Origin of the sequence: Novosphingobium resinovorum (assembly GCF_027922145.1) — a bacterium.
In the GTDB taxonomy this organism is placed as follows: domain Bacteria; phylum Pseudomonadota; class Alphaproteobacteria; order Sphingomonadales; family Sphingomonadaceae; genus Novosphingobium; species Novosphingobium resinovorum.
In genome coordinates this window covers 233,142-259,014 of the sequence record NZ_BSFC01000003.1, presented here as the reverse complement: position 1 = coordinate 259,014, position 25,873 = coordinate 233,142, and the positions used below count along the sequence as shown (strand labels likewise).

Below are 25,873 nucleotides of genomic sequence, written 5' to 3'. Positions count from 1 at the left end.
GGGTAACGAACAATGGGTAACGGAACCTCCATCGGCCGCGTGCGCGGCCTCGGCTCGGCAAAGGGCGGCGTCCACCACTGGCTGCTGCAGCGCTTCACCGCGATCGGCAACCTGATCTCGGTGCTGTTCCTGATCGTCTCGCTGGTGCTGCTGCCGGACTATTCCTACGGCACCATCGTCGAGTGGATCGCACGTCCGGTCCCGGCCGTGATGATGATCCTGCTGGTCGTCACGACCTTCTGGCACGCGCGCCTCGGCCTGCAGGTGCTGGTCGAGGACTACCTGCACGACCACGCCAACAAGTTCGCCGCCATCGCCGCGCTGAACCTTGCCGCTTGCGGCGGGATCGCGTTCGGCGTGTTCTGCATCGTCCGTATCGCGCTGGGAGCACACGCCTGATGTCCGCGCCTGCCTACAAGATCATCGACCACACCTACGACACCGTCGTCGTCGGCGCCGGCGGCTCGGGCCTGCGCGCCACGATGGGCTCGGCCGAAGCCGGGCTGAAGACCGCGTGCATCACCAAGGTGTTCCCCACACGAAGCCACACCGTTGCGGCGCAGGGCGGCATTGCCGCGTCGCTCAAGAACAACACGCCGGACCACTGGACCTGGCACATGTACGACACCGTCAAGGGGTCGGACTGGCTGGGCGATCAGGACGCCATCGAATACATGGTGCGCGAGGCTCCCGCAGCCGTGTACGAGCTGGAGCACGCAGGCGTGCCCTTCAGCCGCAACGCCGACGGCACGATCTACCAGCGTCCGTTCGGCGGCCACATGCAGAACATGGGCGAAGGCCCGCCGGTGCAGCGCACTTGCGCCGCCGCCGACCGTACCGGCCACGCCATGCTCCACGCGCTGTACCAGCAGTCGCTGAAGTACGACGCGGACTTCTTCATCGAATACTTCGCGATCGACCTCATCATGGACGGCGGAAAGTGCGTCGGCGTGATCGCGCTGTGCATGGATGACGGCACGATCCACCGCTTCCGCTCGCAGGCCGTCGTGCTCGCGACCGGCGGCTATGGCCGTTCGTACTTCACTGCGACTTCGGCCCATACCTGCACCGGCGACGGCGGCGGCATGGTGCTGCGCGCGGGCCTGCCCCTGCAGGACATGGAGTTCGTCCAGTTCCACCCGACCGGCATCTACGGCGCCGGCGTTCTCATCACCGAGGGCGCACGCGGCGAGGGCGGCTACCTGACCAACTCCGAAGGCGAGCGCTTCATGGAGCGCTACGCTCCCTCGGCCAAGGATCTCGCCAGCCGTGACGTCGTGTCGCGCTCGATGGCGATGGAAATCCGCGAAGGCCGGGGCGTCGGTCCGCACAAGGACCACATCTACCTGCACCTCGATCACATCGATCCCAAGGTGCTGGGCGAGCGTCTGCCGGGCATCACCGAGAGCGGCAAGATCTTCGCGGGCGTGGACCTTACCCGCCAGCCGTTGCCGGTCGTCCCGACCGTGCACTACAACATGGGCGGCATCCCGTGCGACTATAACGGCCGCGTGATGACCATCGGCCCCGACGGCGATCCCGAAACCGTGGTTCCGGGCCTGTTCGCGGTGGGCGAGGCGGCTTGCGTCTCGGTTCACGGCGCCAACCGTCTGGGCTCGAACTCGCTGATCGACCTCGTGGTGTTCGGCCGCGCGACCGGCCTGTACCTCAAGGAAAACCTGACGCCGAACGGTACGCAGGCGGAACTGCCCAAGGATTCGGCCGATCTGGCGCTCACCCGCCTCGACCACTTCCGCAATGCCAACGGCTCGTCCTCGACGGCGGAAATCCGCACCGAGATGCAGCGCACCATGTCGCTTCACGCGGCGGTGTTCCGCACCGACGAACTGATGGTCGAGGGCAAGGAAAAGCTCGCCGCGACCTATCAGAAGATGAACGACATCAAGGTCACCGATCGCGGCCTGATCTGGAACTCGGACCTGGTGGAGACGCTGGAGCTGGACAACCTGATCTCGCAGGCCACCGTGACCCTGCACGGCGCACAGAACCGCAAGGAAAGCCGCGGCGCGCATGCGCACGAGGACTTCCCGAACCGCGACGACGTGAACTGGATGAAGCACACCGCGACCTGGTTCGACGGCTGGGGCGGCAAGGGCGGCGACGTCCGCATCGACTATCGTCCGGTCCACGAATTCACGCTGACCGACGACGTCGAGTACATCAAGCCCAAGGCCCGCGTGTACTGATCTTCGGCGCAAGCTGAAAACGAGAGGAGGGCGGCGCAGCGGCAAGGCTGCGCCGCCCTTTTTCGTTTCACCCCCAGCCCCTCCCGCAAGCGGGAGGGGAGAAAGTGCGAGAATGCCCCTCCCGCTTGCGGGAGGGGAGCGAGACTTGGGCCGCAGGCCCTAGTCGCAGCGGGGTGGGCGCGTCGGCGCGCAACCCTTCGCCCTGCCGTGCATTGCAGCGGGTGAAAGGAACCCCCATGCAACGCACCGACGTCGATCCCCTGCTTGAGCCCAACGTGCACCGCGACCCGCTCGTGCGCGAGATGGAGCGCGCGCCCGGTAGTACCTGGGGCTGGGTGATGGGCTACGGCGTGCTGCTGATCCTTGCTGCGCTGATCGTACTGCTCAATCCGCTGGTAGCGGGTGTGGCTACCGGGCTGATCCTTGGCGTGATCCTCATCGTTGCGGGCGTGGCGGCGATCGCGGCGGGCTGGACCTCGCTGTCGAGTCGCGCGCGGTGGACGGAGATCCTGCTCGGCGTTCTCGCGCTGCTGGCGGGCATCTTCGCCGTGGCAGACCCGGTTGCGGGCGCGCTGTCGCTGGTCATCGCCATCGGGCTATGGCTGGTCGTCTCCGGCGTGTTCCAGATCGCCTTCGCGCTCAAGGCACGCCACGACAAGGGCTGGCGCCTGCTGCTCGGCGTGCTCGACGTGGTGCTGGGGCTGGTGCTGCTGTTTTCGAGTGCGGCGACGGGCCTCGCTTTCCTCGCCATCATCGTCGCGATCAGCCTTACGGTGCGTGCGGTGTTCCTGATCCAGCTGGCCCTGCTGCTCAAGCGCAGCTGAGTTGACATTCACCCATCGTTCATGTTTACAGACGTAGTCGATTACGTGTGTAGACGATGGAGAGATGGGTGTCCGAGTCCCCTGAACAGCCCGACCGCATTTCCGAAGCCGAGCATGCGGTGATGGAGGCGCTGTGGCAGCGCTCTCCACTCACTGCCCAGGAAGTCTGCGAGGAAGTCTGCGGTCCGCGCGGCTGGAGCCTCGCCACGGTCAAGACGCTGCTGTCGCGCCTCGTCGCCAAGCAGGCGGTCGAGACCGAGCCTGACGGCAAGCGCTTCCTTTACTCCCCTCGCATCGCGCGTACAGTCTATGTCGGTGCGGAAAGCCGCCGCCTCGTGGACCGCCTGTTCGGCGGCCGCGCGGCGCCGCTTTTCGCGCACCTGGCGCAGAGCGAACAACTCAGCGACGACGACATTGCCGAGATCGAAGCCCTGCTGAAGGAGCTGAAGTCATGACCGAATGGCTTACCGATACGCTTCTGGCGACCGGCGTGCTGATGGCGCTGGTGCTGCTCGTCCGCCGTCCCGTGGCGCGTTGGTTCGGTCCGGGCGCGGCTTATGCGCTCTGGGCGCTGCCGATGATTCGGCTGGTGCTGCCGCCTCTGGCGCTGCCTCGCTTCATGCCGCACGGCTTGCTGTCCAACCTGCATTTCGGAGTTGAGCCGATCACCGCGTCGGCCGCCGGGGTGCAGTCCGCCATACCGGTCGAGGCGGTCATGGTTCCCGCAGTCACTGAAGGCATTGCCGCACTGCCCGCCGCCGAAGTGGTTACCTCCACCTCGGTCGATCCGGGGCTGCTGGCGCAAATGCCGTGGATGACGCTGGGGCTGGCCGTCTGGCTCGGCGGTGCGGTGCTGTTCATCGCCTGGCGCACCATCACCTATCGCTGGATGCGGCGTGACCTGCTCGACGGTGCGCGCGTCATCGCGCATTCCGATACCGTACGCATTGTCGAGACATCCGCGATCACCGCGCCGCTTGCCTTCGGGGTGTTCGACAAGGTCGTCGCGCTGCCGCAGGGCTTTCTGGCGGACGCGGACTCCGAGACTTCCGACTTCGCCATCGCGCACGAGATGGAGCACCATGCAGGCGGCGACCTGCTGGCGCTCATCGTGATGCAGCCGCTCTTCGCGCTGCACTGGTTCAATCCGATCGGCTGGGCCGGTTGGCGCGCGGTGAGGGCCGATCAGGAGGCGTTCTGTGACGCGCGCGTCATGGCGGGCCGCACTCGAGCCGAGCGGGCGCGCTATGGCCGCCTGATCGCCTCGATGGCGGGCGGAACACGGCTTGGTCTGGCCGCGCCGATGGCCGGGCCGCTTTCGGGCGAGAAGCCGATCATCCAGCGCCTCAAGGCACTGGCGGCTGCCGATGTCAGTCCGACACGGCGGCTGCTCGCCCGCAGCCTCTTCGCGCTGGCCATCGTCGCGGTGCCTGCTACCGCGACGGTCAGCTATGCCGCGATGGACGAGGCGGAGGCCGATCCGGTCCCCCCCCCGCAGGCGCATCATTCGGCGATGCCGTACGCCCCGCAGCCGCCTGTGCCGCCTGAAGCTCCCGAGGCGCTGGCCGAGGGCGACCTGCCGGAGCCCCCCGAGGCGCCCGAGCCGCCGGAAATGCCGGATGTCGATATGGCGGAAGGCATCGCGGCGCCGGTGCCGCCGGTTCCTCCCGCACCTCCGGCTCCCCCCGCCGCCCCCTCCACTCTCGCCGTACCGGCGCCTCGTCCGATGCCGAACGCCCGGGTCACGATGCGCAAGACGATGACGACCGACGATGTTCGCCAGATGCACGACCGCTTGCGCAGCGCGGCGGATGCCCAGCGCAGCGTGGCCGATGCACAGCGCCGTTCGACGGAAGCACAGCGCATGGCCGCAGAAGCCTTGGCGCGCGCGCCCAAGGTGGAGGAATCGGTCTCGGCCGATGGCAAGCGGCATACCATTCGCATCGTGCAGAAGGACGGCTCGCGCGTTTCTGCCCGGACCGTGGTGCTCGACGAGAATTGCCCCGCCGACAGCCGCCGCCGCGAGGCGAGCCGCGAAGGCAACGGGTCTAGTGCATCGGTGGTCATCTGCACCGGCGAGCCCAAGGCCGCGAAATTCGCGGCAGTGAATGCCCTGCGCAGCGCCCGGGCCTCGATCGCGGCAGACCGTGCGCTGGATGCGAAGGTCCGTGCGGAAATCCTCGCCGATCTCGACGGAGAGATTGCCGATGCTCATCGCGAGGCGAATGCGAATTGATTATGGGCTAGCTAACTTCGGCTTGCTCAATCTCACCTCGTCATTGCGAGCGAAGCGAAGCAATCCAGGGCATTACTACGCCACCCTGGATTGCTTCGCTTCGCTCGCAATGACGAGTGTTCAGAGCGTCCGCAGCTTCGCCGAGGTGATGTGCCAGCCTTGCGAGATGCCCATGCCGCGATTGATCTGGCGCAGCGCATAGCTGCCGGTGAAGCGCTGGCGCCGGCCGTCGTCGAGTTCGGCATTCACGGTTACGGGAACCGTCACGTAGATCGACCCGGCGCCTCCCTCGACGTCCGACACTTTGCCGATGTCGACATGGACGCGGCGAGTATGAGCGTAACCGTCGCTGAAAGCCTGCAGGGTCTTGCCGCTGGGGCCACCATCCGGCCCCCACAGCGTCCATGCAGAGGCATAGTCGCGCGCGTTGATCGCGGCGTAGTAGCGATCGACCATGTCGGCGGCAGCCTCCTTGCCGATGGGATCGATACCGCCGCATTCCGGTGTCTTAGCCCACTCTTCACCGAGAATGGCGCAGCCGCGCGCCACTTCGTTGCGGATCATCGCGCAGGAGTTGGCGGCGTTGCATGGCGGGCGCGTCGCGGGAGAAACTGCGATACACTGCGCGACGAGCTTGCGCGCCGCCGCTTCGCCGATTTCGGACGAGCAGGCAATCGGCCCGGCTTCGGCGGCAGGGGAAGCGGGCATGCTGTGCGGTGGCGCCTCGGTAGACTCGGCGTTCAAGCTGGCGACAGGTGCTGACGAAGGCGCTTCGCTGGTCGCTGGCGCGGATGGCTCCCCGCCGCAGGCCGACAACATCAACGCGAGTGCACTGACCGTGCAAAGTGCCCGAAGCATCACGCGGCCGTCAGTTCTTGGGGACTGGCTGGCGGGCGTCGGGTTCGGTCTTGAAGGCAAGGTCGCGATCGGACTTCGCGTCGGCCTTGGCCTCGGATTTCGCCTTCTTCTTCGCGTCCTTTTCCTGCTCCATCGCCTTCAGTTCGTCCATGCGCGCCTGGACCACGCTGGCCGGGGCAGGGGAGGCGGGATAGCGGCAGCCCTTGGCCGAGCCGACGCCCTTGAGGAAGCCGCGGCGGGTCAGGCCCGCCTGGATCGCCGCATTGACCTTGCGGTCCTGCGCGTTGGCGCCCGAGACCTCGCGGATCAGGCCGCGGAAGGGGATGAACGAGGCGACCACCCACTTGCCCACGCGCCCGGCGCTGATGCGGTCACGCTCCTCGGCGGGGAGATCGATGTCGGGGCCGAGAACTTCGTCGAGCTGCTGGATCGCCCCGGCGATCTGACGGCACTTGGTCAAGCCGCTCAACGTGTAGGGCTGCGCGGTGGCCTTGACGAGGAGCGGCGGGATTTCGCCATCGCGCCCTACGTTGAGGTCGTTTACGGGGGTCTTAGCCACGTCCATCGCATCGGGATCGCGCGAGGTTATCGGCTTGTCTTCCTGCCGTGCCGTCGCTGGCGAGGCCACAATGCCCGCACTCAAACTCGCAACGACGATCGCACCCAGCCACTTGCGGCTCATGTCCCTGTTCTCCTGTCCCCGGCGCGCGGTCGCCGATCCGCCACCGGGTCCGCTCACGCCTGTGATGTCATCCTGTTGAAGAGAACGTGTCACATGCGTCCTCGTTCCCGGTTTCGAGGCCGCGCTTGAGCCAGCGCATGCGCTCGGCGCTGGAGCCGTGGGTGAAACTCTCCGGCGTCACCGCCTGTCCGGCGTTCTTCATCAGCGTGTCATCGCCGATCGCGCTGGCGGCGGTCAGACCTTCCTCCATATCGCCAGGCTCGATGCGGTCGCGGTTCTTGGCGGCCCAGACGCCCGCGTAGCAGTCTGCCTGCAGTTCCATCTTCACCTGCAGGGCGTTCTCCTGCCGGGGGTTCTGCTGCTGCGCCTTGCGGACCTGCTGGTCGAGGCCGGTGAGGTGCTGGACATGGTGCCCGTACTCATGCGCCATCACATAATAGCGCGCGAAGTCGCCCCGGGCGCCGAGCTGCTTGTCCATCTGGTCGTAGAAGCTGACGTCGATGTAGATGCCCTGGTCGGCGGGGCAGTAGAACGGCCCCATCGCGCTGCTTGCCGCGCCGCAGCCGCTGCGGGTGCCGCCGGTGTAGAAGTGCAGCATTGGCTGCTCGAAGGGCACGTTGGCCTTCTGGAACAGCGGCTGCCAGGTCTTGTCGAGCGAGGACAGCGCATTGCACGATTCGCGCGAGTAGGCGTTCTGCGTGCAGATCTCGGTGGCGCTGCGCGCACCGCCCGCCGGTTGCTGCGTGGTGGTCGGCACCTGCTGCTGTACGTTCTCCAAGGTGCCGAGCATCTGCCCCGGGTCCACGCCGAAGACGAGGGCGCCGATCAGCACGATGATCAGGCCGCCGCAGCCTAGCTTGCCGCCGCCGATGGGAAAGCCGCCGCCACGGCTGCCGCCTTCGGTGACCTTGATGTTGTCGGGGTCGAAATCGTCCAGCCGCATGGGTGCCGTATCCTCTTTCCGCCGTTGCCGGGCAGCGTCTCGCGTGCAGATCAATTCGCAGAACTCGGGGGTGTTCCGCAAGTCTCCCGAGTGTTGCGCGGCTGCGTCATTATCGCCGGATGAAGCGGGAAATGTTGCAACTGCACGCGATTGGAGGAAATTTTACAACCGTGCTCGAAAATGTGTCGTATAGGTGCAGCGCAATGAAGTCGGGCATCCGGGCAGTGGGACGTGCAGCAGGGAAAAGTGCGTGGAGGACGGCAGCGTTCTTCGCGCTTTTCGCCGTAGGAGTTCCCATCGGCGTCATTGCCGCCAGCGTCAGCCGCGCCGACCGCGAGATCGAGGACCGGCTGCGCGCGCATATCCAGATCCTCGCCAGCGACGATTTCGACGGTCGCGAACCCGGCACCGATGGCGAGGCAAAGACGCTGCGCTATCTCGCCAAGCAGTGGTTCGACATCGGCCTCGTTTCGGGCACAAATGATCCGGGCAATGAGTGGTTCGCGCCGGTTACTGTCGTCGCTCACGAACCGTCGAGCGGTTCCGCCCGCTTTCTGCGCAAGGGCTTCCGCGCCACCATTGCGCCTAGCGACGTACTGGTCTTCACCTCTGGCAAGCGTTCGCTGGTGCGCAATGCGCCGCTGCTGTTCGTCGGCCGCGCGCGCAGCCAGGACTTCACCCGCAACGAACTGGCAGGCCGCATCGCCGTGGTGCTCGACGGCAATACCCCCGACAGTGCGCGCCAGAATGAGCTGTTGGCTCTGGGCGCCTCGGCCGTGCTGACCGTGCTCGACGGCGAGCGCACGCTGGACGAGGTCGCGGCCCGGCGTCGGCGTTCGGGCTACGCGCTCTCGGACGAGGCGCTGGGCGGCGATCTTGAGGCGTTCATCGGCCGCGCGACGATGGAAACCCTGCTCAAGGGCACCGCTCATACTTTCGATGATCTGGAGCAGGCGGCAAGCAAGGACGATTTCGCGCCCATCGTGCTGGACGTCACCGCCTCGCTGGAAGCCGCGACGGACGAGACGACGATCCGAACGCATAACCTGATCGGCAAGCTGCCGGGGCGCAGCAAGCAGGCGGGCGCGGTGCTGTTCGTGGCTCATTGGGACCATTTCGGAGAATGCGGCGAGCCTCCCGCCGAGGACGTCATCTGCAACGGAGCAGTAGACAACGCCAGCGGCGTCGCAGCGTTGACCGAAGTGGCGCGCCGTCTGTCGCGCAGCCCGCAGATGGACCGCGACGTCTATTTCCTCGCCACCACGGCGGAGGAACTCGGGCTGCTGGGCGCGCACGCCTTTGCCGAGAGCCCGCCGCTGCCGCTGGAGCGGATCGTCGCGGCCTTCAACATTGATTCGATCGCGATCGCGCCGCGCAAGACGCCCTTCGCCATCGTCGGACGGGGCATGACCGGGCTCGACAAGGACATCGCCAAGGTCGCCAAGGCGGAAGGCTTCAAGCTGCGCGAGAACAACGACGCCAATGAATACGTGAAACGGCAGGATGGCTGGGCCTTGCTGCAGCACGACATTCCCGCCGTCATGGTGACGACGTCCTATGGCGACATCGAGCGGATGCGTGCCTTCTTCGACGGCGACTATCACCGGCCGAGCGACGATCTGTCCCACCCGATCGAGCTTGGCGGGGCCAGCGACGACGTGAAGATGCTGACTGCGTTGGGCCGCTGGTTCGCCGATACGCGCAAGGTGCCGGTCACGCCCATGGTGGCAAAGGCGCCGGTCTCGGCGAAATAGCCGGACCTGTCGCACCAGAAACGCGAAAAACATGGGATTCGCCCCCTAGCCCAAACCGCCCCCTTTGATTACATGGGCCGCCACGATTCTCCCCTCGAAGGCATTGGTGGCGCACATGGATATCCAGCTCGGACTCACTTTCGACGACGTACTTCTGCGTCCCGCCAAGTCCGACATCGTCCCCACCCAGGCCGATACCCGCTCCATGCTGACCCGCACCATCGGGCTGAACATTCCCGTGATCTCCTCCGCCATGGATACCGTGACCGAGGCGCAGATGGCGATCGTCATGGCGCAGATGGGCGGGATCGGCGTGCTGCACCGTAACCTGTCGATCGAGGAGCAGGTTGCCGCCGTCCGCCAGGTCAAGCGCTTCGAGAGCGGCATGGTCGTCAATCCCATCACCATCGGCCCCGATGCCACGCTGGGCGAGGCGCAGGCGTTGATGACCGCGAACCGCATCAGCGGCATCCCGGTGGTCGAGGCGTCGGGCAAGCTCGTCGGCATCCTCACCAACCGCGACGTGCGTTTTGCCGCCAACGCCGCGCAGCCGGTGCGAGAACTGATGACGCATGAAAACCTCGCAACCGTGAAGGTCGGCGTCGATCAGGACGAGGCGCGCCGCCTGCTGCACGCCCGCCGCATCGAGAAGCTGCTTGTCGTCGATGAGGGTTTCCACTGCGTCGGCCTCATCACCGTCAAGGACATCGAGAAGGCCGTCCTCTTCCCCGAGGCCACCAAGGACGAAGCGGGCCGCCTGCGCGTCGCCGCCGCCACCACCGTGGGCGACAAGGGCTTCGCCCGCACCGAGGCGCTGCTGGCGGCCGAGTGCGACGTCGTCGTCATCGATACCGCGCACGGTCACAACCGTGACGTGGCGCTGGCGGTCGAGCGGGTGAAGAAGCTGTCGAATTCGGCGCAAGTCATCGCCGGCAACATCGCCACCGCCGAAGCCGCCAAGGCGCTGATCGACGCGGGCGCGGACTGCGTGAAGGTCGGCATCGGCCCCGGCTCGATCTGCACCACGCGCATCGTCGCGGGTGTCGGCGTGCCGCAGCTCACCGCCGTGATGGAAGCCGCCGAGGAAGCCGAGAAGGCGGGCGTGCCGGTCATCGCCGACGGCGGCCTGCGTACCTCGGGAGACGCTGCCAAGGCGCTCGCCGCCGGTGCCTCGACGATCATGGTCGGCTCGATGCTCGCGGGCACCGAGGAAGCGCCGGGCGAGACGTTCCTGTACCAGGGCCGCGCCTACAAGTCGTACCGCGGCATGGGCTCGGTCGGCGCGATGGGCCGCGGCTCGGCGGACCGCTACTTTCAGGGCGACATCAAGGACCAGATGAAGCTGGTGCCCGAGGGCATCGAAGGCCAGGTCGCGTTCAAGGGCGCCGCCAAGGACGTCATCCACCAGCTGGTGGGCGGCATCAAGGCGGCGATGGGCTACACCGGCTCGGCGACGATCGAGGACCTGCGCAAGAACTCCAAGTTCATCCGCATCACCAATGCGGGCCTGCGCGAGAGCCACGTCCACGACGTGACGATCACCCGCGAGGCACCGAACTATCCGACGCGCTGAGGCAGCTAACCCCCTCCCGCAAGCGGGAGGGGTAGCGAGACTTGGGCCGCAGGCCCTTAGTCGCAGCGGGGTGGGCACTGACGCCGACCTCGCGTTCTCATGCGCCCACCCTCGGCCTCTCCTGCAGGCGGGAGGGGTGAATTGACCCCCGCAGCCCGCATTCAGGCAGCCATTGAGGTGCTCGATCTCGTCATCGAGGCCGCGCGGTCCAACGGCGCGCCTGCCGATCGCCTGATTTCCGAGTGGTTCCGCGCCCGCCGCTGGGCAGGGAGCGGGGACCGCCGCGCGGTTCGTGAACTCGCCTACCGCGCCATCCGCGCCTGCGGGGAAATCCCCGCGACCGGCCGCACCGCCATGCTGCGTGTCGCGGATATCGACCCGCAAATTGCGGCTCTGTTCGACGGATCGCGCCACGCACCTGCACCGATCGATGCCGCCGAGCCCAAGGCCGAGGCCGGTGTCGCTCCGGCATGGCTGATGCAGCGCCTCGCCGACAGCGGCGTCGAACATCCTGAAGCCCTGCTGGACCGCGCGCCGCTCGACATCCGCGTCAACACGCTTAAGTCCGGCAGTCTCGACCTCCCCGAAGGCGGGGAGAAGACCGTCGCCGCGCACGGCTGGCGCTACCCGCCCGAGACGAAGATCGAGCAGTCGCCCGCTTACCTCGAAGGCATGATTGAGGTGCAGGATGCCGGCTCGCAACTCACCTGCGAGGTCGTGGCCGCGCGGCCGGGCGAGACGGTGATCGACTTGTGCGCCGGGGCAGGGGGCAAGACCCTCGCGCTCGCCGCCGCGATGGAGAACGTCGGGCGGCTGATCGCCTGCGACGCCGACCGCGCGCGCCTGCAACGCCTGCCGCCCCGCGCCGAGCGGGCCGGGGCGACCGGGATCGAGACTTTGCTCCTCGACGCCAACCGCGAGATGCAGGCGCTTGAGCCTTTCGTCGGCGCGGCCGATGCGGTGCTCGTCGATGCGCCGTGCTCGGGTACCGGCACCTGGCGCCGCAACCCGGAAGCGCGCTGGCGCCTGACCGACAAGCAGCTTGAACGCTACGTGGCGATCCAGTCACGCCTGCTCGACATCGCGGCGACGCTGGTGAAGCCGAGCGGGCGGCTGGTCTTCGTGACCTGCTCGCTGCTCGACGCGGAAGGCGCGGATCAGGCCGAAGGTTTCTTGACCCGCCATCCCGACTGGCGCGCCGAACTGCCTGTTTTGCCCGCCGGAACCCCGCGCGGCGCCGGCCTGCGTCTCTCTCCCTCGCGCGATGGAACCGACGGGTTTTTCGTCGCGCGCTTCGTCAGGCTGTGATAGCGTCACGTCATGATGAGGACGAAAACCTCGGCCAAGGACCTGCTGATGCGTTATACGCCCGTTGCCGTTGCCCTTTCCCTGCTAGCCGCCACGTCCTCCAGCGTCCTTCTGTCGCAACCGCCCGAGCAACTCGATCCGCGCGCCAGCATGCTGCTGAGCGAGGGCCGCGCTGCCGCTGCGGCGGGCAACATTGACGGGGCGATCGACGCCTATGAATCGGCGCTGACGGTCGAGCCCGGCAGCGTCACCGTGCTGCTCTCGCTTGCCGACGCCACGCGCCGTCAAGGCATGCAGGGCAAGGCGCTGCATTACTACCGTGTCGCGCTGACCAGCGATCCGCGCAACGTCACGGCGCTTGCCGGCGAGGGCATGGCGCTGGCCGAAAAGGGCGCGACCGAGAAGGCCAACCGCAATCTCGCGCGGCTCCAGACGCTGTGCGGCAAGGACTGTGCGGAAGCGCAGTCGCTGGCGGGCGCGATCGCCAAGGGGCCGACGCCGCGCATGGTCACTGCCGATGCGGTCACGCCAAAGACGGCGGTTTCGGAAAACTGAAGCGCGGCGCTATCTGCGCGGGGGCTTCGACAGGCTCAGCCTGAGCGGGTTTGCCGCCGCCGTCGTCCCGGACTTGATCCGGGACCGGTGGCCGTCTTTAGGTGTGAGCGTGTTGCTCGCGCAGCAAGATCGGTGGTTCACGGCCACCGGTCCCGGATCAAGTCCGGGACGACGTAAGCCTCAGATCAGCGTCTTGAACTCTTCCAGAACAGCACGATAGACACGCTTCTTGAAAGGCACGATGAGGTCCGGCAGCAATGTCGCCTCGACCCATTTCCAGTCGCAGAACTCCGCTGGCTTGTGCGCATTCAGGTCGATGTCGGCATCGCTTCCTTCGAACCGGGCGAGGAACCAATGCTGGCGCTGCCCCCGATATTTGCCCTTCCACAGCTTGCCGACAAGTTCAGGCGGCAGGTCGTAGAGCAGTTCCTCGCGGGTCTGCGACAGCAGCTTGACATGCTTCCTGGTGACGCCGGTTTCCTCGTGCAGTTCGCGAAAGGCGGCTTCCTTGAGGTCTTCGCCGTCGTCGACGCCGCCTTGCGGCATCTGCCACCAGTCGCCTTCACGCGTGTCGATGCGCTTGCCGACGAAGACCTTACCATCGGCGTTGACGAGCATGACCCCGACGCAGGGGCGATAGGGCAGGGACGAGAAATCGTTCATCGAGATAGGCGAATCCGAATTGAAGGGGAGGGGCTCTCTACGCGATTCGACAGGAATTGCACCCATGTCTGCCTCATGGTCACAGGATGGCGGAACCACCGGCGCTTGACTAGCCCGCATTGAGGTCCACACTCCTCCCCATGGCGGCAAACGCGAAGTTTGTTCGCCCAAGAGAAAACTAATTTGTCATTGGGAACCTGAGTCCGCAGCCTCGACGCAGAAACCGGCGCGGACCGGCAGCAGAGGATAGACCATGGCGACACTGGCCGGAGACCACGATACCGACGCATCCGCTGTCGAGACATCGCCCGTAGAAGCGGTCGTCGTTCGCTTCGCGGGCGACTCGGGCGACGGGATGCAGTTGACCGGCGGCCAGTTCACGCTGTCCACGGCGCTTGCCGGCAATGACCTTGCCACATTCCCGGACTTTCCCGCCGAGATCCGCGCGCCGCAGGGCACGCTGTTCGGAGTCTCCGCTTTCCAGATCAATTTCGGGTCGCAGGAGATTACCACGGCGGGCGATGCGCCGGACGTTCTGGTGGCGATGAACCCGGCGGCGCTGAAGGTGAACGTCGGCGCGCTCAAGCCCGGCGGCCTCGTGATCGCCGACACCGGCGAGTTCAACAAGCGCAACCTCGAAAAGGCGAAGTACGCAGAAAACCCGCTGGAGGACGGCAGCCTCGCGAAGTGGGACGTGCTGGCCTTCGACATCTCGGCGCTGACACTGGAGGCGGTGAAGCCTTTCGGGCTTGGCAACAAGGAAGCGCTGCGCTGCAAGAACATGTGGACGCTTGGCCTGGCGCTGTGGATGTTCGACCGCGACCGCCGCCCGCTGGTCGACTGGCTCCATGCCAAGTTCGCGCATGCGCCGGTACTGGCCGAGGCGAACATCGCCGCGCTCAACGCCGGGCATGCCTATGGCGAGACGGCGGAACTCACCGGCCCGCTGCGCAAGCTGCATATCGATCCGGTGCCGACCGAGCCGGGGCTCTACCGCACGGTGACCGGGGCGGAGGCGGTGTCGCTCGGGCTGGTGGCGGGGGCGCAACTGGCGGGGCTGGAGATGTTCTTCGGAGGCTATCCGATCACGCCAGCTTCGGCGGTGCTGCATCACCTCGTGAAGATGAAGGAGTTCGGCGTCACCACCTTCCAGGCCGAGGACGAGATCGCGGCCATCTGCGCAGCGATCGGCGCGTCCTATGCCGGGCATTTGGGGGTCACGTCCTCGTCGGGGCCGGGCATCGCGCTCAAGGGGGAGGCGATGGGGCTGGCGATCATGACCGAACTGCCGCTGGTCATCGTCAATTCGCAGCGGGGAGGGCCGTCCACCGGGCTGCCAACCAAGACCGAGCAATCGGATCTCTATCAGGCAGTCTACGGGCGCAACGGCGATGCCCCGCTGCCGGTGATCGCCGCGCGCTCGCCTGCCGATGCCTTCGAATGCGCGATCGAGGCCTGCCGCATCGCCACGCAGTTCATGACGCCGGTGATCCTGCTGACCGACGGCTACATCGCCAATGCCTCGGAGCCATGGAAGGTGCCTGATCCCGGCGGCTTTACCCCGTTCCCGGTGGAATTCCTGACCGAGACCAACAACCCGGAAGGCAAGCCCCTGCCCTTCAGGCGCGACCGGCGCGGAGTGCGGCCATGGATCAGGCCGGGGACGCCGGGGCTGATGCACCGCATCGGCGGCATCGAGAAGGCCGTGGACACCGGCAATATCGACTATGCCCCCGACGTCCATCAGGCCCAGACCGACGCGCGCAAGGCCAAGGTGGACGCCGTCGCGGGCGCCGTGCCGCCGCAGGAGGTGGCGCTCGGGGCGGCGTCGGGCAGGCTGGCGGTGGTCGGCTGGGGATCCACCTTCGGGCCGATCCATCAGGCGGTGCGGCGGGCGCGGCGCAAGGGGCTGGACGTCAGCCACATTCATGTCCGCCACATCTGGCCGCTACCCCTGAACCTTGGCGGACTGCTGGCCGGGTTCGAACAGGTCGTGGTGCCGGAGATGAACACCGGGCAGTTCAAGACGGTCCTGCGCGACCACTTCCTGATCGATGCGGTGCCGCTCTCCAAGACCAGCGGCCAGCCCTTCGCGATCGCCGAGATCGAGGCCGCCATCGCGACCTTCTTCGATGCGGTCCCCGGCAACGAGGGCGGCGAAGTCTCGGTCAACGAGACGCAGCTTCCGGCACCGGAAATCGAACGACCCTGAGTGCTTAGGCCCAATTCGTCAGGATAGATCTCATCATGAACGACATGACCCCGATCCAGACCACGCTGAAGGACTGGGAAACCGACCAGGAAGTACGCTGGTGCCCCGGATGCGGCGACTATGCGATTCTCAAGGCGGTGCAGCGCACCCTGCCGATGGTCGGTGCGGACCCGAAGAACACCGTGTTCGTATCGGGCATCGGCTGCTCCAGCCGCTTCCCGTATTACGTCGAGAGCTATGGCTTCCACACCATCCACGGCCGCGCCCCGGCCGTCGCGACGGGGATCAAGCTGGCCAATCCCGAACTCGACGTGTGGATCGTCACCGGTGACGGGGACGGCATGTCCATCGGCGGCAATCACACGATGCACGTCCTGCGCCGCAACCTCGACTGCCAGATCCTGCTGTTCAACAACGAGATCTACGGGCTGACCAAGGGGCAGTACTCGCCGACGAGTCGGGTGGGAACGCCGTCGCCGACCTCGCCGATCGGTTCGGTGGATCGTCCGGCGAGCCCCTGCGCCTTCGCGCTGGGGGCTGGCGCAAGGTTCGTGGCGCGCGGCTACGACGTGTCCAAGGACCTGCCGGACGTTCTCAAGGCCGCCTATGCGCACAAGGGCGCGGCGTTCCTTGAAATTTTCCAGAACTGCATCGTCTATAACAAGGATCGCTTCGACGACTTCACGGCCAAGGCCGTCGCATCGGATATGCAGATCGTCTGCCAGGACGGCGAACCGCTTTTGTTCGCAATGAAAACCAAAGGGTTGTCACTCGATCTTGAGACCCTTTCGCTAAAAGTCGTCGATGTGGGCGATGGCGACTGGCGGGCGGCGGGGGTCGCGGTTCACAATGTGCGCAACCGGGGCCTCGCGCATATGCTGGTGGAGATGCCTTTCGGTCCGTTCCCGATGGCGCTGGGGGTGATCTACGACGATCCCGCGCCGACGTTTGAAAGCGCCGTCGTCGCCGAGCGGGCAAGCCTGACGGCGGGAAAGAGTGCGGACCTTTCGAAGCTGCTTGGCAAGGGACAGACCTGGACCGTGGACTGACGGCTTGCAATGCTGCATCGCAAACCCGATAAAGTCTGCGATGCAACTATCTGTCTCTCATGGATAACCTGACGCACAGCCTGGTCGGCTGGGTGCTCGCTGAAACGGGCCTCAAGCGCCGGACACGCAAGGGGCTCGCGGCCTGCGTGCTGGCGGCGAACATGCCGGACATCGATGTGTTCTTCGGCTGGGCGTCTTGGGCTCCGCTCGCCATGCACCGAGGCTTCACGCATGGGCTGGTCGGGGGAGTGTTGTTGATGCCGCCCCTGCTGGCGGGGTTGCTCTGGCTGTTCGATCGCTGGCAGGCATCGCGCGGCGCTACTTTCCGCAGCGGGTTGCCGATGCGGTTCGGATGGCTGCTGGCGCTGTGCTATCTCGGCGCGCTGACGCATCCGCTGCTCGACCTGCAGAACACGTATGCAGTGCAACTTCTCTCGCCGACGAGCGGGCGGTGGTTCCATACCGACGGGTTGTTCATCGTCTCGCCCTGGCTGCTGGCGATCATGGGTTTGGGGCTGTGGCTAGCGTGGCGGTGGAAATCGGCAAAGCCTGCCGTCGCGGCGCTGGCGGGCGTGATCGGCTTCATCGCCCTCAACATAGGGATTTCCGCGATGGCGTGGGATGCGCCGCGCCAGAAGGACTCGACCTTCAACCCCGACCGCATCTTCGCCTCGCCCGAGCCTTTGCTGTTCTGGCGGCGCGACATGATCTGGCGGCAGGCGGGGCGCATTTTCTATGGTCGCTATGATCCGCTCCACGATCCTGCAGGGCTGGTTTCCGCCGAGCATCCTATAACCGACAACATGGCCGATCCACTGGTGCGCAAGGCTGCCGTCGCCACGCCGGAAGTCGTCAAGTTCCTCGCCTGGTCGCAACTGCCGATGGCGCGGATCGAGCGGCAGGGGTGCAGCGCCGTGGTGACTTTTGGCGACGCGCGGTTCACCGGGCCGCGTCTCAGCCGCAACTTCAATGTTTCGGCGAGGGTTCCGGCGGACTGTCCAGCGCGCTGACCGCCTCGGCGGCAAGCTGCGCGGGGCGCTGAAACAGGGCGTTCGCGAGGAAAGCCCACCCGGCGCCGCCCAGCCATCCGGCGACCACGTCGCTCGGCCAGTGGACGCCGAGCCAGACCCGGCTCCATGCGATTGCAAGGGTGCCGAAAAGTGCGGCACCAATGAGCGTGCGGCGCACCGAGGGACGGTTGCTCATCGCCCCGAAGGCTAGCGCCATTGCGATATATATGACCGCGGCATTGAAGCTATGCCCGCTCGGGAAGCTGTTACCGCCCGCTTCGGTGAGATGAGGCACGATCTCCGGACGTGGGCGTCCTACGAGCGCCTTGAGGGCGCTGTTGACCAGCCAGCCGGCCATGACGGTGAGCGCGAAGAGCAGGGCCTCCCGCCGCTGCCGCAGGAAAAGCAGCGCCACGATCGTGCCGATGGCGAAGAGGTTGCGCAGCAGCACCCCGCCAAGCGCCGTCACGTCGCGCACGGCCTCCAGCAGCTTGACCGGGCCAAGCGGCTCGAGCGTGTCGTCGCGCCAGAACAGCAGGCCGGTCCGGTCGAGAGCTTCGGCATGGCCGCCGTGCACTGCCAATGCGATCACGGCTACACCCAGCCAGCATAAGGCGGCGGCGAGGATCAAGGCCCGACGGTGGTGCATCGAAAGCGTCATCGCGCTAGGGAACGCCGGTTATCGAAGGACGTTGCCCCGCTCATGAGTTCTCCTGTCATCGTCTGGCTGCGGCGCGACCTGCGCCTGTCCGATCAACCTGCCATCGCCGAGGCCGCGCGCAAGGGGCCGGTGATCCCTGTCTACATTCTGGACGACGAGACGCCCAGGCACCGCGCCATGGGCGGCGCCTCGCGCTGGTGGCTGCACCATTCGCTCGAAAGCCTCGACGCGGCTTTGCGGGAGAAGGGCTCGCGGCTGATCCTGCGGCGGGGGAGAAGCGATGAGGTTCTCGCCAAGCTGGCCGAGGAAACCGGTGCGCAGGAGGTCCACGCGCTGCATCACTACGAACCGTGGTGGCGCAATGCCGAAAAGGCAGTGGGCAAGATGGGGGGCAAGGTGCTGACGCTTTGCCTGCACCACGGCAACTACCTCGCCCCGCCGGGCTCGGTGACGACCGGCTCGGGCGGGCTCTACAAGATCTACACGCCGTTCTGGCGCGCCTTGCGTGAGCGGATGCCGCCGCATGATCCGCAGCGGCGGCCGCAGACGATTGCTGCGCCGTCGAAGTGGCCGGAGTCGGATACGCTGGCCGACTGGAAACTACTCCCCACCACGCCCGACTGGGCGGGCGGCATGCGCGCGATGTGGGAACCGGGAGAGGAGGGCGCGCGCAAGCGGCTGCACGCCTTCGTCGAGGAAGCCTCATCCTATGAAGGGCAGCGTAACCTGCCGGGTGTGGAGGGCACGTCCATGCTTTCGCCGCACCTGCACTTCGGGGAGGTCTCGCCCGCGCAGGTCTGGCATGCGGTGGCGGATGCGGGCGGCTCGGTCGCGACGTTCCTCGGCGAGATTGGCTGGCGCGACTATGCGCAGAACGTGATCCTGCAGTATCCCGACTACGGCGGCCGCTACGCGCGCGATCCCTTCGGCGCGTTCCCCTGGCGCACCAGCACGCGCGATCTGGAAGCGTGGCAGCAGGGGCGCACCGGCTATCCCATCGTCGATGCCGGGATGCGGCAGTTGTGGCACACCGGCTGGATGCACAACCGCGTGCGGATGATCGCGGCGAGTTTCCTCGTGAAGCATCTCCTCATCGACTGGCGCGCGGGCGAGCAGTGGTTCTGGGACACGCTGGTCGATGCGGACTATGGCAGCAATGCGGTGAACTGGCAGTGGACCGCCGGATCGGGTGTGGACGCCAACATGTTCGTGCGGATCATGGCCCCGCTCACCCAGTCGGAGAAGTTCGACGCCGCAGCCTACATCCGCGAATGGGTGCCGGAGCTGGCGGACCTGTCCGACGCGGACATCCATGACCCGCCCTCGGGCAAGCGGCCGAAGGGCTACCCCGACAAGCTGATCGAGCACCGCGACGCGCGCGAGCGGGCGCTGTCGGCGTGGCAGCAGGCGAAGGGCGGGTAGAGACGCTCAGCCCCGCTGCCGAAGCGCCGTCGATCAGCAGGGGCGGCCGTAAGCTGGGCCGCAGCGGTTGTCGCGCTGGTAATCGCGGCGGGTTTCCCGCGCGTTGCGCTTCGCCTCGCGTTGATCGCGGCGGTCGCCATAGCGATAGGCGTCGCGAACGTCGCGGCGGGCTTCGCGCACGTCGTGACGGCTAGTGTAGGACTGGCAGCCGGAAAGCATCGACATGGCCAGCACGCTGCCGATCAGAGCACCCTTCATCATTGCATCAAACTCCGTGTGGTAGACGATGATGAAAGCGGTCCTGCCGCGTAACTGTTCCGGAACGCACGGTTTTTCTTCCAGAGAACCAGTCCGCACTCAATGTTTTCGAGGGAGATTGGACAGGCCAGCTAACCAATTGCCGAGCGACGAAATCGAGTCCATCATCGCGCCATGAACGCACAGGCGCCGGGCAGAGGTGGGGAACTTGTGGACGGGGGACGCGCGATCGGCGTCGGCTCCCAGTTGCTGGCGCGGCTGTGGTCAGGCGGGGTGCACCGGATCCTCGACCGCATTGATCGCGGGCTGGAGCGCGGTTCGATCATGGCGACGCTGCCCGGCGGTCAGACCCGGCTGCTCGGCGGTCGTCAGTCCGGTTTCGATGCCGTGGTGGAGATCACTAGCTGGCGCGCGCTGCTGCGGCTGGCGACGGCGGGGTCGGTCGGCTGGTATCAGGCCTGGGACCTCGGCGAGTGGGACAGCCCGGACCCGGTGCCGCTGTTCGCGTTGTTCATGGACAATGCCATGGCGCTGGGAAACACCGGCCGTGCGCATGGTCCGTGGCGGCTGCTCACCCGTGCGCTGCACGCGCTTCATCGCAATACGCGCAAGGGTTCGCTGAAGAACATCCACGCGCACTATGACCTCGGCAACGACTTCTACGGGCAGTGGCTGGGCGAGACGATGCTCTATTCCAGCGCGCTCTATTCCGAAGTCGCCGCCGGACCGAACCCCTATGCCCAGTTCGTGACCGAACTGGACGTCGCGCAGTCGGCCAAGGCGGGCGCGATCGTCGAGCGGCTGGAGCTGGAACCCGGCGATCGTGTGCTGGAGATCGGCTGCGGCTGGGGCACGCTTGCGGCCTTCGTGGCCAGCCATGCCGAGGTGCACGTCGATGCGATCAGCCTCTCGGACCAGCAGCTTGCCTATGCGCGTGAACGCTGGACGTTCGAGCGCAGTGACGGACGTGGCAGCGTCGATTTCCGCAAGCAGGACTATCGCGACGTTATCGGTCAGTACGACGCGATCATGTCGGTGGAGATGGTCGAGGCGGTGGGGCAGGCCTACTGGCCGGAATTCCTCGACTGCATCGCGCGCAACCTCAAGCCGGGTGGGCTGGCGGCGCTGCAACTGATCTCGATGCCTGATGCGATCTTCGAGGGCTATGCCCGCAGCGCCGACTTCATCCAGACCTTCATCTTCCCCGGCGGCATGCTGATTCGCGAGAGTGAGTTCCGCGCGTTGGCCGAGGAGAGGGGGCTGGTCTGGGAGGATCGCGTCGGTTTCGGGGCGGACTATGCGCGCACCTTGCGCGAATGGCGGGCGAACTTCGATCTCGCGGTGGAGGGAGGGCGTTTGCCCTCGGGCTTCGACGAGCGATTCGTGCGGCTCTGGCGGTTTTATCTGATGTACTGCGAGGGTGGATTCCTCGGCGGCGGGATCGATGTGGCGCAAGTGACGCTGGTGAAGACGCTCGATTGAGAGGCGATCGTCGAGATCAAAGCCCGTCATCCCAGCGAAGGCTGGGACCGCTATGACCATGATGCGTCCCATCGGCAGGGCGCCGCTGACTTTAGAGAAGCCTCGCCGCAATCTTACCATGCGCCGAGAGCGGTCCCAGCTTTCGCCGGGATGACGGTTAGCGTCGATCGCGATTCCAGCGCGTCATGACCGCATCCAGTTCATGCGGTTCCAGAAGGTGCTCGAAAGCGCAGCCGACAAGCCCGTTGTCCCACCACACCACTTTTGCGGGCAGCGCCTCTTCCCTGCCGGGCAGCGTCAGCCAGCACATCGTGCGCGGCGCGATATGGCTCATCGCGGTCGCCGAAAAGCCGGAGAGCGACAAGTCGCGCACTGCCGTCTGGAAACTTTTGGACCCGGAGGGGCGCAGCGTGGCAGGGATCGAAATGCGGTTGCGATGCGCGCTGCGGTCTTCCTGCGCAGCGGCGGCGTAGCGTTCCTGCTGGGTGTGATCCATGGGCGACCTCGCGCAAATTACGACGTGTCTACAACGCCTATTTGCCCGATGTGTCCCAGTTTGGGGTTACGATCCGGTTATTGCGGCTGGTTAACGGTTTCCCGGTGGCCCGTCGCGAAACTCTCTCCGAGCAGCGCCGTGAGGCGGTCCGCCACGACTTCGGGCGGCTTGACCGAGGCCGGTGCCTCGCCCGGATAGGCCCGCGCGCGCATGGCGGTGCGGGTCGCGCCGGGGTTGACGATGGCGACGCGAATGTTCGAGGTCTTCGCGGTTTCCTGGGCGTAGCAGTCCAGCAGCACCTCGAACGCGGCCTTGGTGGCGCCGTAGGCCCCCCAGTAGGCGCGCGGCGCCTGCGCGACGGTGGTGGTCAGGCCCACCACGCGTGCGTTCGGGCTCTTCTTCAGCAGCGGATCGAAATTCGCGATCAGTGCCTGCGTCGAGAGAACGTTGGTGGTCAGCGCTTTGTTGAAGGCGCGCTGGTCGATGTCGGCGACGCTGGTGAGTTCGGGCAGGATCGCCGCGTTGATCACCAGCACGTCGAGCCGGCCCCAGCGGTCCTGCACGGCACTGGCGAGGCGTGCGATGCCGTCGGGCTCGACGAGATCGACGGGGGCGATGGTCGCCGATCCGCCTGCGTCATAGATGCGCTCTTCGACGCGTTCGAGCGCCTTGGTATCGCGCCCGGTCAGGACGACATGCGCGCCCTCAGCGGCCAGCGCAACGGCAGTGGCTTCACCGATACCCCGGCTGGCGCCGGTGACGAGTGCGACCTGATCCTTGAATGTCACGCTGCGTCGAGTTCCGGGAAGCGGTCCGAGAAGTCGGTCAGCTTGGTCGGGTATTCGCCCGAGAAGCAGGCGTCGCAGAACTGCGGGCAGCTCTTCTTGCGCTCCGATTCGCCGACGGCGCGGTAGAGGCCGTCGATCGAGACGAAGGCCAGGCTGTCGGCCTTGATGAAGTCGGCCATCGCCTCGGTGTCCATCGTCGCCGCCAGCAGCTTGGAGCGCTCGGGCGTATCGACGCCGTAGAAGCACGAGTGCTCGGTCGGCGGGCTGGCGATGCGCATGTGCACTTCGGCGGCACCCGCATCGCGCATCATCTCGACGATCTTCTTCGAGGTCGTGCCGCGCACGATCGAATCGTCGATGAGGATGATGCGCTTGCCTTCGACGACGGCGCGGTTGGCGTTGTGCTTGCGCTTCACGTCGGCGTGCCGGGCGGCGTCACCGGGCTGGATGAAGGTGCGGCCCACGTAGTGCGAGCGGATGATGCCCAGCTCGAACGGGATGCCCGATTCCTGCGCATAGCCGATCGCGGCGGGAACGCCGCTGTCGGGTACGGGGATGACCACGTCGGCGTCGGCGAAGGATTCCTTGGCCAGTTCGACGCCGATCTGCTTGCGAACCTGGTAGACCGAGAGGCCGTCCATGACCGAGTCGGGGCGCGAGAAATAGACGTGCTCGAAGATGCACGGGCGCGGCGAGGGATTGCCGAACGGGCGGTGGCTGGAGATCGTGCCTTTGTGATCGACCTGCACCATTTCGCCCGGCTCGATCGTGCGCACGAAGTCGGCGCCGACGATGTCGAGCGCGACGGTTTCGGAGGCGAAGACGATGGCGTCGCCAATGCGGCCCATCACCAGCGGGCGGATGCCCAGCGGATCGCGGCAGGCGATCATGCCCTCGTTGTTCATGCAGATCAGCGAGTAGGCGCCTTCCACCATGCGCAGGGCATCGACGAAGCGGTCGAGCAGCGTGGGGTAGCGGCTGGTGGCGACGAGGTGGATGATCACCTCGGTGTCGGAGGTCGACTGGAAGATCGAGCCCTTGGCCACGAGATCGCGCTTGAGCGTCATCGCGTTCGAGATATTGCCGTTGTGCGCGATCGAGAAGCCGCCGTCGGCAAGATCGGCGAACAGCGGCTGGACGTTGCGCAGGCCCGAGCCGCCGGTGGTGGCGTAGCGCACGTGGCCCGAGGCCATCGAGCCGGGCAGAGTGTCCACTTCCTTCTGGCGGAACACCTGCGCTACATGGCCGATGCCGCGGTGCGAGTGGAACTCCGCGCCGGAGAAGCTGGTGATGCCCACCGCCTCCTGCCCGCGATGCTGGAGCGAATGGAGCCCGGCGGCGGTGATGGCCGCGGCTTCCTTTGCCCCGATAACGCCGAAAATACCGCACTCTTCGCGCAGTTTGTCCCCGTCGACATCAAGGAAGGGGTGAGTCATGTTCATGGTATTTTTCCAGCCCGACTGGCGCGTCCAAACGCGACGCGCATTTGGCTGCGATCGCGTCGAAAAGCAAGGGGGAAGGGATGGGCCGTTGAGGGCGGTGGTTCCTGCGCCCGTTTGGTGACGGGAAGATGACGGGTTTGGGAGCCATGCATCACTTTCCCCGTTCATGCTGGGCTTGTCCAAGCAGGGGAGCCGGAGCGCCCAGCCTCGAGGGGCTTCGACAAGCTCAGCCTGAGCGGGGTTGGGATGGTTTCCGGACAGGCTGAAAGTCGCTCTAGCTTAGCAGCTATCGGCTTCTTTGCGAGGGTTTGCACGTCGCCAAATCCGGTGAATTCGCCAACACAGTAGGCCTAACGTAACCAACGCTAAGGGGGTGGCTACGAGCAGTCGAGATATAGGCTGAATGCCATCTAATCTGTTGGCCAATCCGATGGCTGCTGCAGCTAAAATCGAAAGGCTCATATAGGTAGCGTCAAAGATTTCGGATTTATATCTTTTCCAAAGGACTGAAGAATGAAATTTCTCTTTCTCTTCTTTTTTCAGGCCAAGGCAATATCTGTCCCACTGTGCAGTCGGGCCTGTGAACGCGGCGATGATGAAGAATGCCAGGCTAAATATAAACGGAATAATGAAGCCAAGCATAGACGCACCAGATAGAGGTGAGTGAATATCGTCTCGATTGCCTGAAAGGCTGCATCGTAAGCTAGCCATCTGTCAAGGAAGGGCCGTTTTGGTGCGTGTCCGGTCAGGCTGCATTTCTTCGCGCGCGGCGAGCACCGGACGGACGGCTATAGAGCGCAGCGCTCGCCGCCCGGAATGGCGAAAACGGGTGGAAAGCCGACGCCGAAAGACATAGCCTCGTTCAGAAAATCAAAAGGAGGACGTGGTGATGCGTGACGGACGGCTCATGATCGCGTTGGTCCTATTCATTGTTGCCCTAATCGCTGGGGTCATTCAGGCATGGATCATTCGTCTCTACCTCACCGCAGCCGTCATGGGCGGAGAGTACTGGGATCATTTCACCGACCTTTTTGGGCTGAAGCCGATTGTTGGCCCAAATCAAGTTTGCTTTGACTACTGTGCGCCGCCCCTGCCGTTTGTTGCGGGATGGATTGGTATCACTGCATTTCTCAGCGGGGGCATGGTGCTCGCGTTCGCATGGTGGCGACCGAAGCAATAATTGTGCGGCTCATCCGAACGTCCGACAAGGGGCGCTTGCCGACGGTCCGCTTTCCTACACGCGGCCGGGTCCGGTACATTACACCCATACCCAGTCCGATCACCGCAGACCGCACAAGTTTACACCACAAGGTTACACCTTTGCCCCACAAGGTGACACATCGCATTCGTAAGGTCACACCGATCAGCTCGCGCTGCGCTTAAAACCCACGAAAATCCGCCCTTCACCGGCGGTCAGGCATCAACGGTTCACCCATCAGACAGTGTAAAC

General features: G+C 65.8%; 25 protein-coding genes. 15 read left to right on the top strand and 10 right to left on the bottom strand.

The window, feature by feature from the left end; genetic code table 11:
• Positions 1-12: 12 nt before the first annotated feature.
• The 5 genes from sdhD (at position 13) to PKE80_RS02705 (ending at position 5,267) form a co-directional block, all read left to right on the top strand.
• Positions 13-399 carry a succinate dehydrogenase, hydrophobic membrane anchor protein gene (gene sdhD / locus PKE80_RS02725; protein WP_008831298.1) on the top strand — a complete coding sequence of 129 codons (387 nt, stop codon included), beginning with the start codon at positions 13-15 and terminating at the stop codon, positions 397-399.
• Positions 399-2,207: a succinate dehydrogenase flavoprotein subunit gene (sdhA, locus tag PKE80_RS02720; RefSeq protein WP_036523815.1), complete on the top strand. Its 1,809-nt coding sequence runs from the start codon at positions 399-401 to the stop codon at positions 2,205-2,207. Before sdhD ends, sdhA begins: the two co-directional genes overlap by 1 nt.
• A gap of 236 nt (positions 2,208-2,443) precedes the next feature.
• Positions 2,444-3,031, top strand: coding sequence for a DUF308 domain-containing protein (locus PKE80_RS02715; RefSeq protein ID WP_271181176.1), 588 nt, complete (start codon positions 2,444-2,446; stop codon positions 3,029-3,031).
• Between the two features lie 56 nt (positions 3,032-3,087).
• Positions 3,088-3,486 (top strand): BlaI/MecI/CopY family transcriptional regulator, encoded by a 399-nt coding sequence (locus PKE80_RS02710; protein ID WP_271181175.1) that lies wholly within the window; start codon positions 3,088-3,090, stop codon positions 3,484-3,486.
• Complete coding sequence (locus PKE80_RS02705; protein ID WP_271181174.1) at positions 3,483-5,267, top strand: M56 family metallopeptidase; 1,785 nt, start codon at positions 3,483-3,485, stop codon at positions 5,265-5,267. The genes PKE80_RS02710 and PKE80_RS02705 overlap by 4 nt, the downstream gene beginning before the upstream one ends.
• A gap of 120 nt (positions 5,268-5,387) precedes the next feature.
• Here the strand turns inward: PKE80_RS02705 and PKE80_RS02700 are convergent, their stop codons facing one another.
• The 3 genes from PKE80_RS02700 to ypfJ all read right to left on the bottom strand — a co-directional run bounded on the left by PKE80_RS02700 (position 5,388) and on the right by ypfJ (position 7,750).
• Entirely contained in the window at positions 5,388-5,975 is a 588-nt protein-coding gene (locus PKE80_RS02700) for a hypothetical protein (RefSeq protein ID WP_271181173.1), read from the bottom strand.
• Positions 5,976-6,135: 160 nt separating this feature from the next.
• Positions 6,136-6,807, bottom strand: a complete 672-nt coding sequence (locus PKE80_RS02695) for a hypothetical protein (RefSeq protein ID WP_271181172.1) — start codon at positions 6,805-6,807, stop codon at positions 6,136-6,138.
• Positions 6,808-6,874: 67 nt separating this feature from the next.
• Positions 6,875-7,750 (bottom strand): KPN_02809 family neutral zinc metallopeptidase, encoded by an 876-nt coding sequence (gene ypfJ, locus PKE80_RS02690; RefSeq protein ID WP_271181171.1) that lies wholly within the window; start codon positions 7,748-7,750, stop codon positions 6,875-6,877.
• Between the two features lie 203 nt (positions 7,751-7,953).
• On the opposite strand from ypfJ, the gene PKE80_RS02685 reads away from it, so the two are divergent.
• From PKE80_RS02685 to PKE80_RS02670, 4 genes are all read left to right on the top strand, one after another.
• Entirely contained in the window at positions 7,954-9,504 is a 1,551-nt protein-coding gene (locus tag PKE80_RS02685) for a M28 family peptidase (RefSeq protein WP_271181170.1), read from the top strand.
• Between the two features lie 115 nt (positions 9,505-9,619).
• Positions 9,620-11,077 carry an IMP dehydrogenase gene (gene guaB / locus PKE80_RS02680; protein WP_069708019.1) on the top strand — a complete coding sequence of 486 codons (1,458 nt, stop codon included), beginning with the start codon at positions 9,620-9,622 and terminating at the stop codon, positions 11,075-11,077.
• A gap of 141 nt (positions 11,078-11,218) precedes the next feature.
• The gene (locus PKE80_RS02675) at positions 11,219-12,385 is read left to right on the top strand and encodes an RsmB/NOP family class I SAM-dependent RNA methyltransferase (RefSeq protein WP_271181169.1); all 1,167 of its coding nucleotides are present in this window, start codon (positions 11,219-11,221) and stop codon (positions 12,383-12,385) included.
• Between the two features lie 12 nt (positions 12,386-12,397).
• On the top strand, positions 12,398-12,940 hold the full coding sequence (locus PKE80_RS02670; protein ID WP_008831309.1) for a tetratricopeptide repeat protein: 543 nt from the start codon (positions 12,398-12,400) through the stop codon (positions 12,938-12,940).
• 180 nt (positions 12,941-13,120) lie between these two features.
• Here PKE80_RS02670 and PKE80_RS02665 read toward each other — a convergent pair whose 3' ends face one another.
• Positions 13,121-13,603 (bottom strand): RNA pyrophosphohydrolase, encoded by a 483-nt coding sequence (locus tag PKE80_RS02665; protein ID WP_271181167.1) that lies wholly within the window; start codon positions 13,601-13,603, stop codon positions 13,121-13,123.
• Positions 13,604-13,856: 253 nt separating this feature from the next.
• On the opposite strand from PKE80_RS02665, the gene PKE80_RS02660 reads away from it, so the two are divergent.
• From PKE80_RS02660 to PKE80_RS02650, 3 genes are read left to right on the top strand one after another with little or no spacing between them, the layout of a single operon-like run.
• Positions 13,857-15,815 carry a 2-oxoacid:acceptor oxidoreductase subunit alpha gene (locus PKE80_RS02660; protein WP_271181166.1) on the top strand — a complete coding sequence of 653 codons (1,959 nt, stop codon included), beginning with the start codon at positions 13,857-13,859 and terminating at the stop codon, positions 15,813-15,815.
• 35 nt (positions 15,816-15,850) lie between these two features.
• A complete protein-coding gene (locus tag PKE80_RS02655; RefSeq protein ID WP_271181165.1) occupies positions 15,851-16,864 on the top strand; it encodes a 2-oxoacid:ferredoxin oxidoreductase subunit beta in 1,014 nt (337 codons plus the stop codon).
• Between the two features lie 59 nt (positions 16,865-16,923).
• Entirely contained in the window at positions 16,924-17,874 is a 951-nt protein-coding gene (locus tag PKE80_RS02650) for a metal-dependent hydrolase (RefSeq protein WP_271181164.1), read from the top strand.
• Here the strand turns inward: PKE80_RS02650 and PKE80_RS02645 are convergent.
• On the bottom strand, positions 17,831-18,523 hold the full coding sequence (locus PKE80_RS02645; RefSeq protein ID WP_271181163.1) for a phosphatase PAP2 family protein: 693 nt from the start codon (positions 18,521-18,523) through the stop codon (positions 17,831-17,833). The two genes, PKE80_RS02650 and PKE80_RS02645, sit on opposite strands and share 44 nt — an antisense overlap.
• A gap of 54 nt (positions 18,524-18,577) precedes the next feature.
• Between PKE80_RS02645 and PKE80_RS02640 the strand changes: the two genes are divergently transcribed.
• Entirely contained in the window at positions 18,578-19,957 is a 1,380-nt protein-coding gene (locus PKE80_RS02640) for a cryptochrome/photolyase family protein (RefSeq protein WP_271181162.1), read from the top strand.
• 33 nt (positions 19,958-19,990) lie between these two features.
• Here PKE80_RS02640 and PKE80_RS02635 read toward each other — a convergent pair whose 3' ends face one another.
• Complete coding sequence (locus tag PKE80_RS02635; RefSeq protein ID WP_271181161.1) at positions 19,991-20,218, bottom strand: hypothetical protein; 228 nt, start codon at positions 20,216-20,218, stop codon at positions 19,991-19,993.
• 171 nt (positions 20,219-20,389) lie between these two features.
• Here PKE80_RS02635 and PKE80_RS02630 point away from each other — a divergent pair, with 171 nt between their 5' ends.
• Positions 20,390-21,697: an SAM-dependent methyltransferase gene (locus PKE80_RS02630; RefSeq protein ID WP_271181160.1), complete on the top strand. Its 1,308-nt coding sequence runs from the start codon at positions 20,390-20,392 to the stop codon at positions 21,695-21,697.
• 157 nt (positions 21,698-21,854) lie between these two features.
• Here PKE80_RS02630 and PKE80_RS02625 read toward each other — a convergent pair whose 3' ends face one another.
• From PKE80_RS02625 to PKE80_RS02610, 4 genes are all read right to left on the bottom strand, one after another.
• Positions 21,855-22,193, bottom strand: coding sequence for a PilZ domain-containing protein (locus PKE80_RS02625; protein WP_271181159.1), 339 nt, complete (start codon positions 22,191-22,193; stop codon positions 21,855-21,857).
• Between the two features lie 77 nt (positions 22,194-22,270).
• Positions 22,271-22,981: an SDR family NAD(P)-dependent oxidoreductase gene (locus tag PKE80_RS02620; RefSeq protein ID WP_271181158.1), complete on the bottom strand. Its 711-nt coding sequence runs from the start codon at positions 22,979-22,981 to the stop codon at positions 22,271-22,273.
• Positions 22,978-24,423, bottom strand: coding sequence for an amidophosphoribosyltransferase (purF, locus tag PKE80_RS02615; protein ID WP_271181157.1), 1,446 nt, complete (start codon positions 24,421-24,423; stop codon positions 22,978-22,980). The genes PKE80_RS02620 and purF overlap by 4 nt, the downstream gene beginning before the upstream one ends.
• 279 nt (positions 24,424-24,702) lie before the next feature.
• Entirely contained in the window at positions 24,703-25,065 is a 363-nt protein-coding gene (locus PKE80_RS02610) for a hypothetical protein (protein ID WP_271181156.1), read from the bottom strand.
• 247 nt (positions 25,066-25,312) lie between these two features.
• Here PKE80_RS02610 and PKE80_RS02605 point away from each other — a divergent pair, with 247 nt between their 5' ends.
• Positions 25,313-25,603 (top strand): hypothetical protein, encoded by a 291-nt coding sequence (locus tag PKE80_RS02605; RefSeq protein WP_271181155.1) that lies wholly within the window; start codon positions 25,313-25,315, stop codon positions 25,601-25,603.
• Positions 25,604-25,873 lie beyond the last annotated feature (270 nt).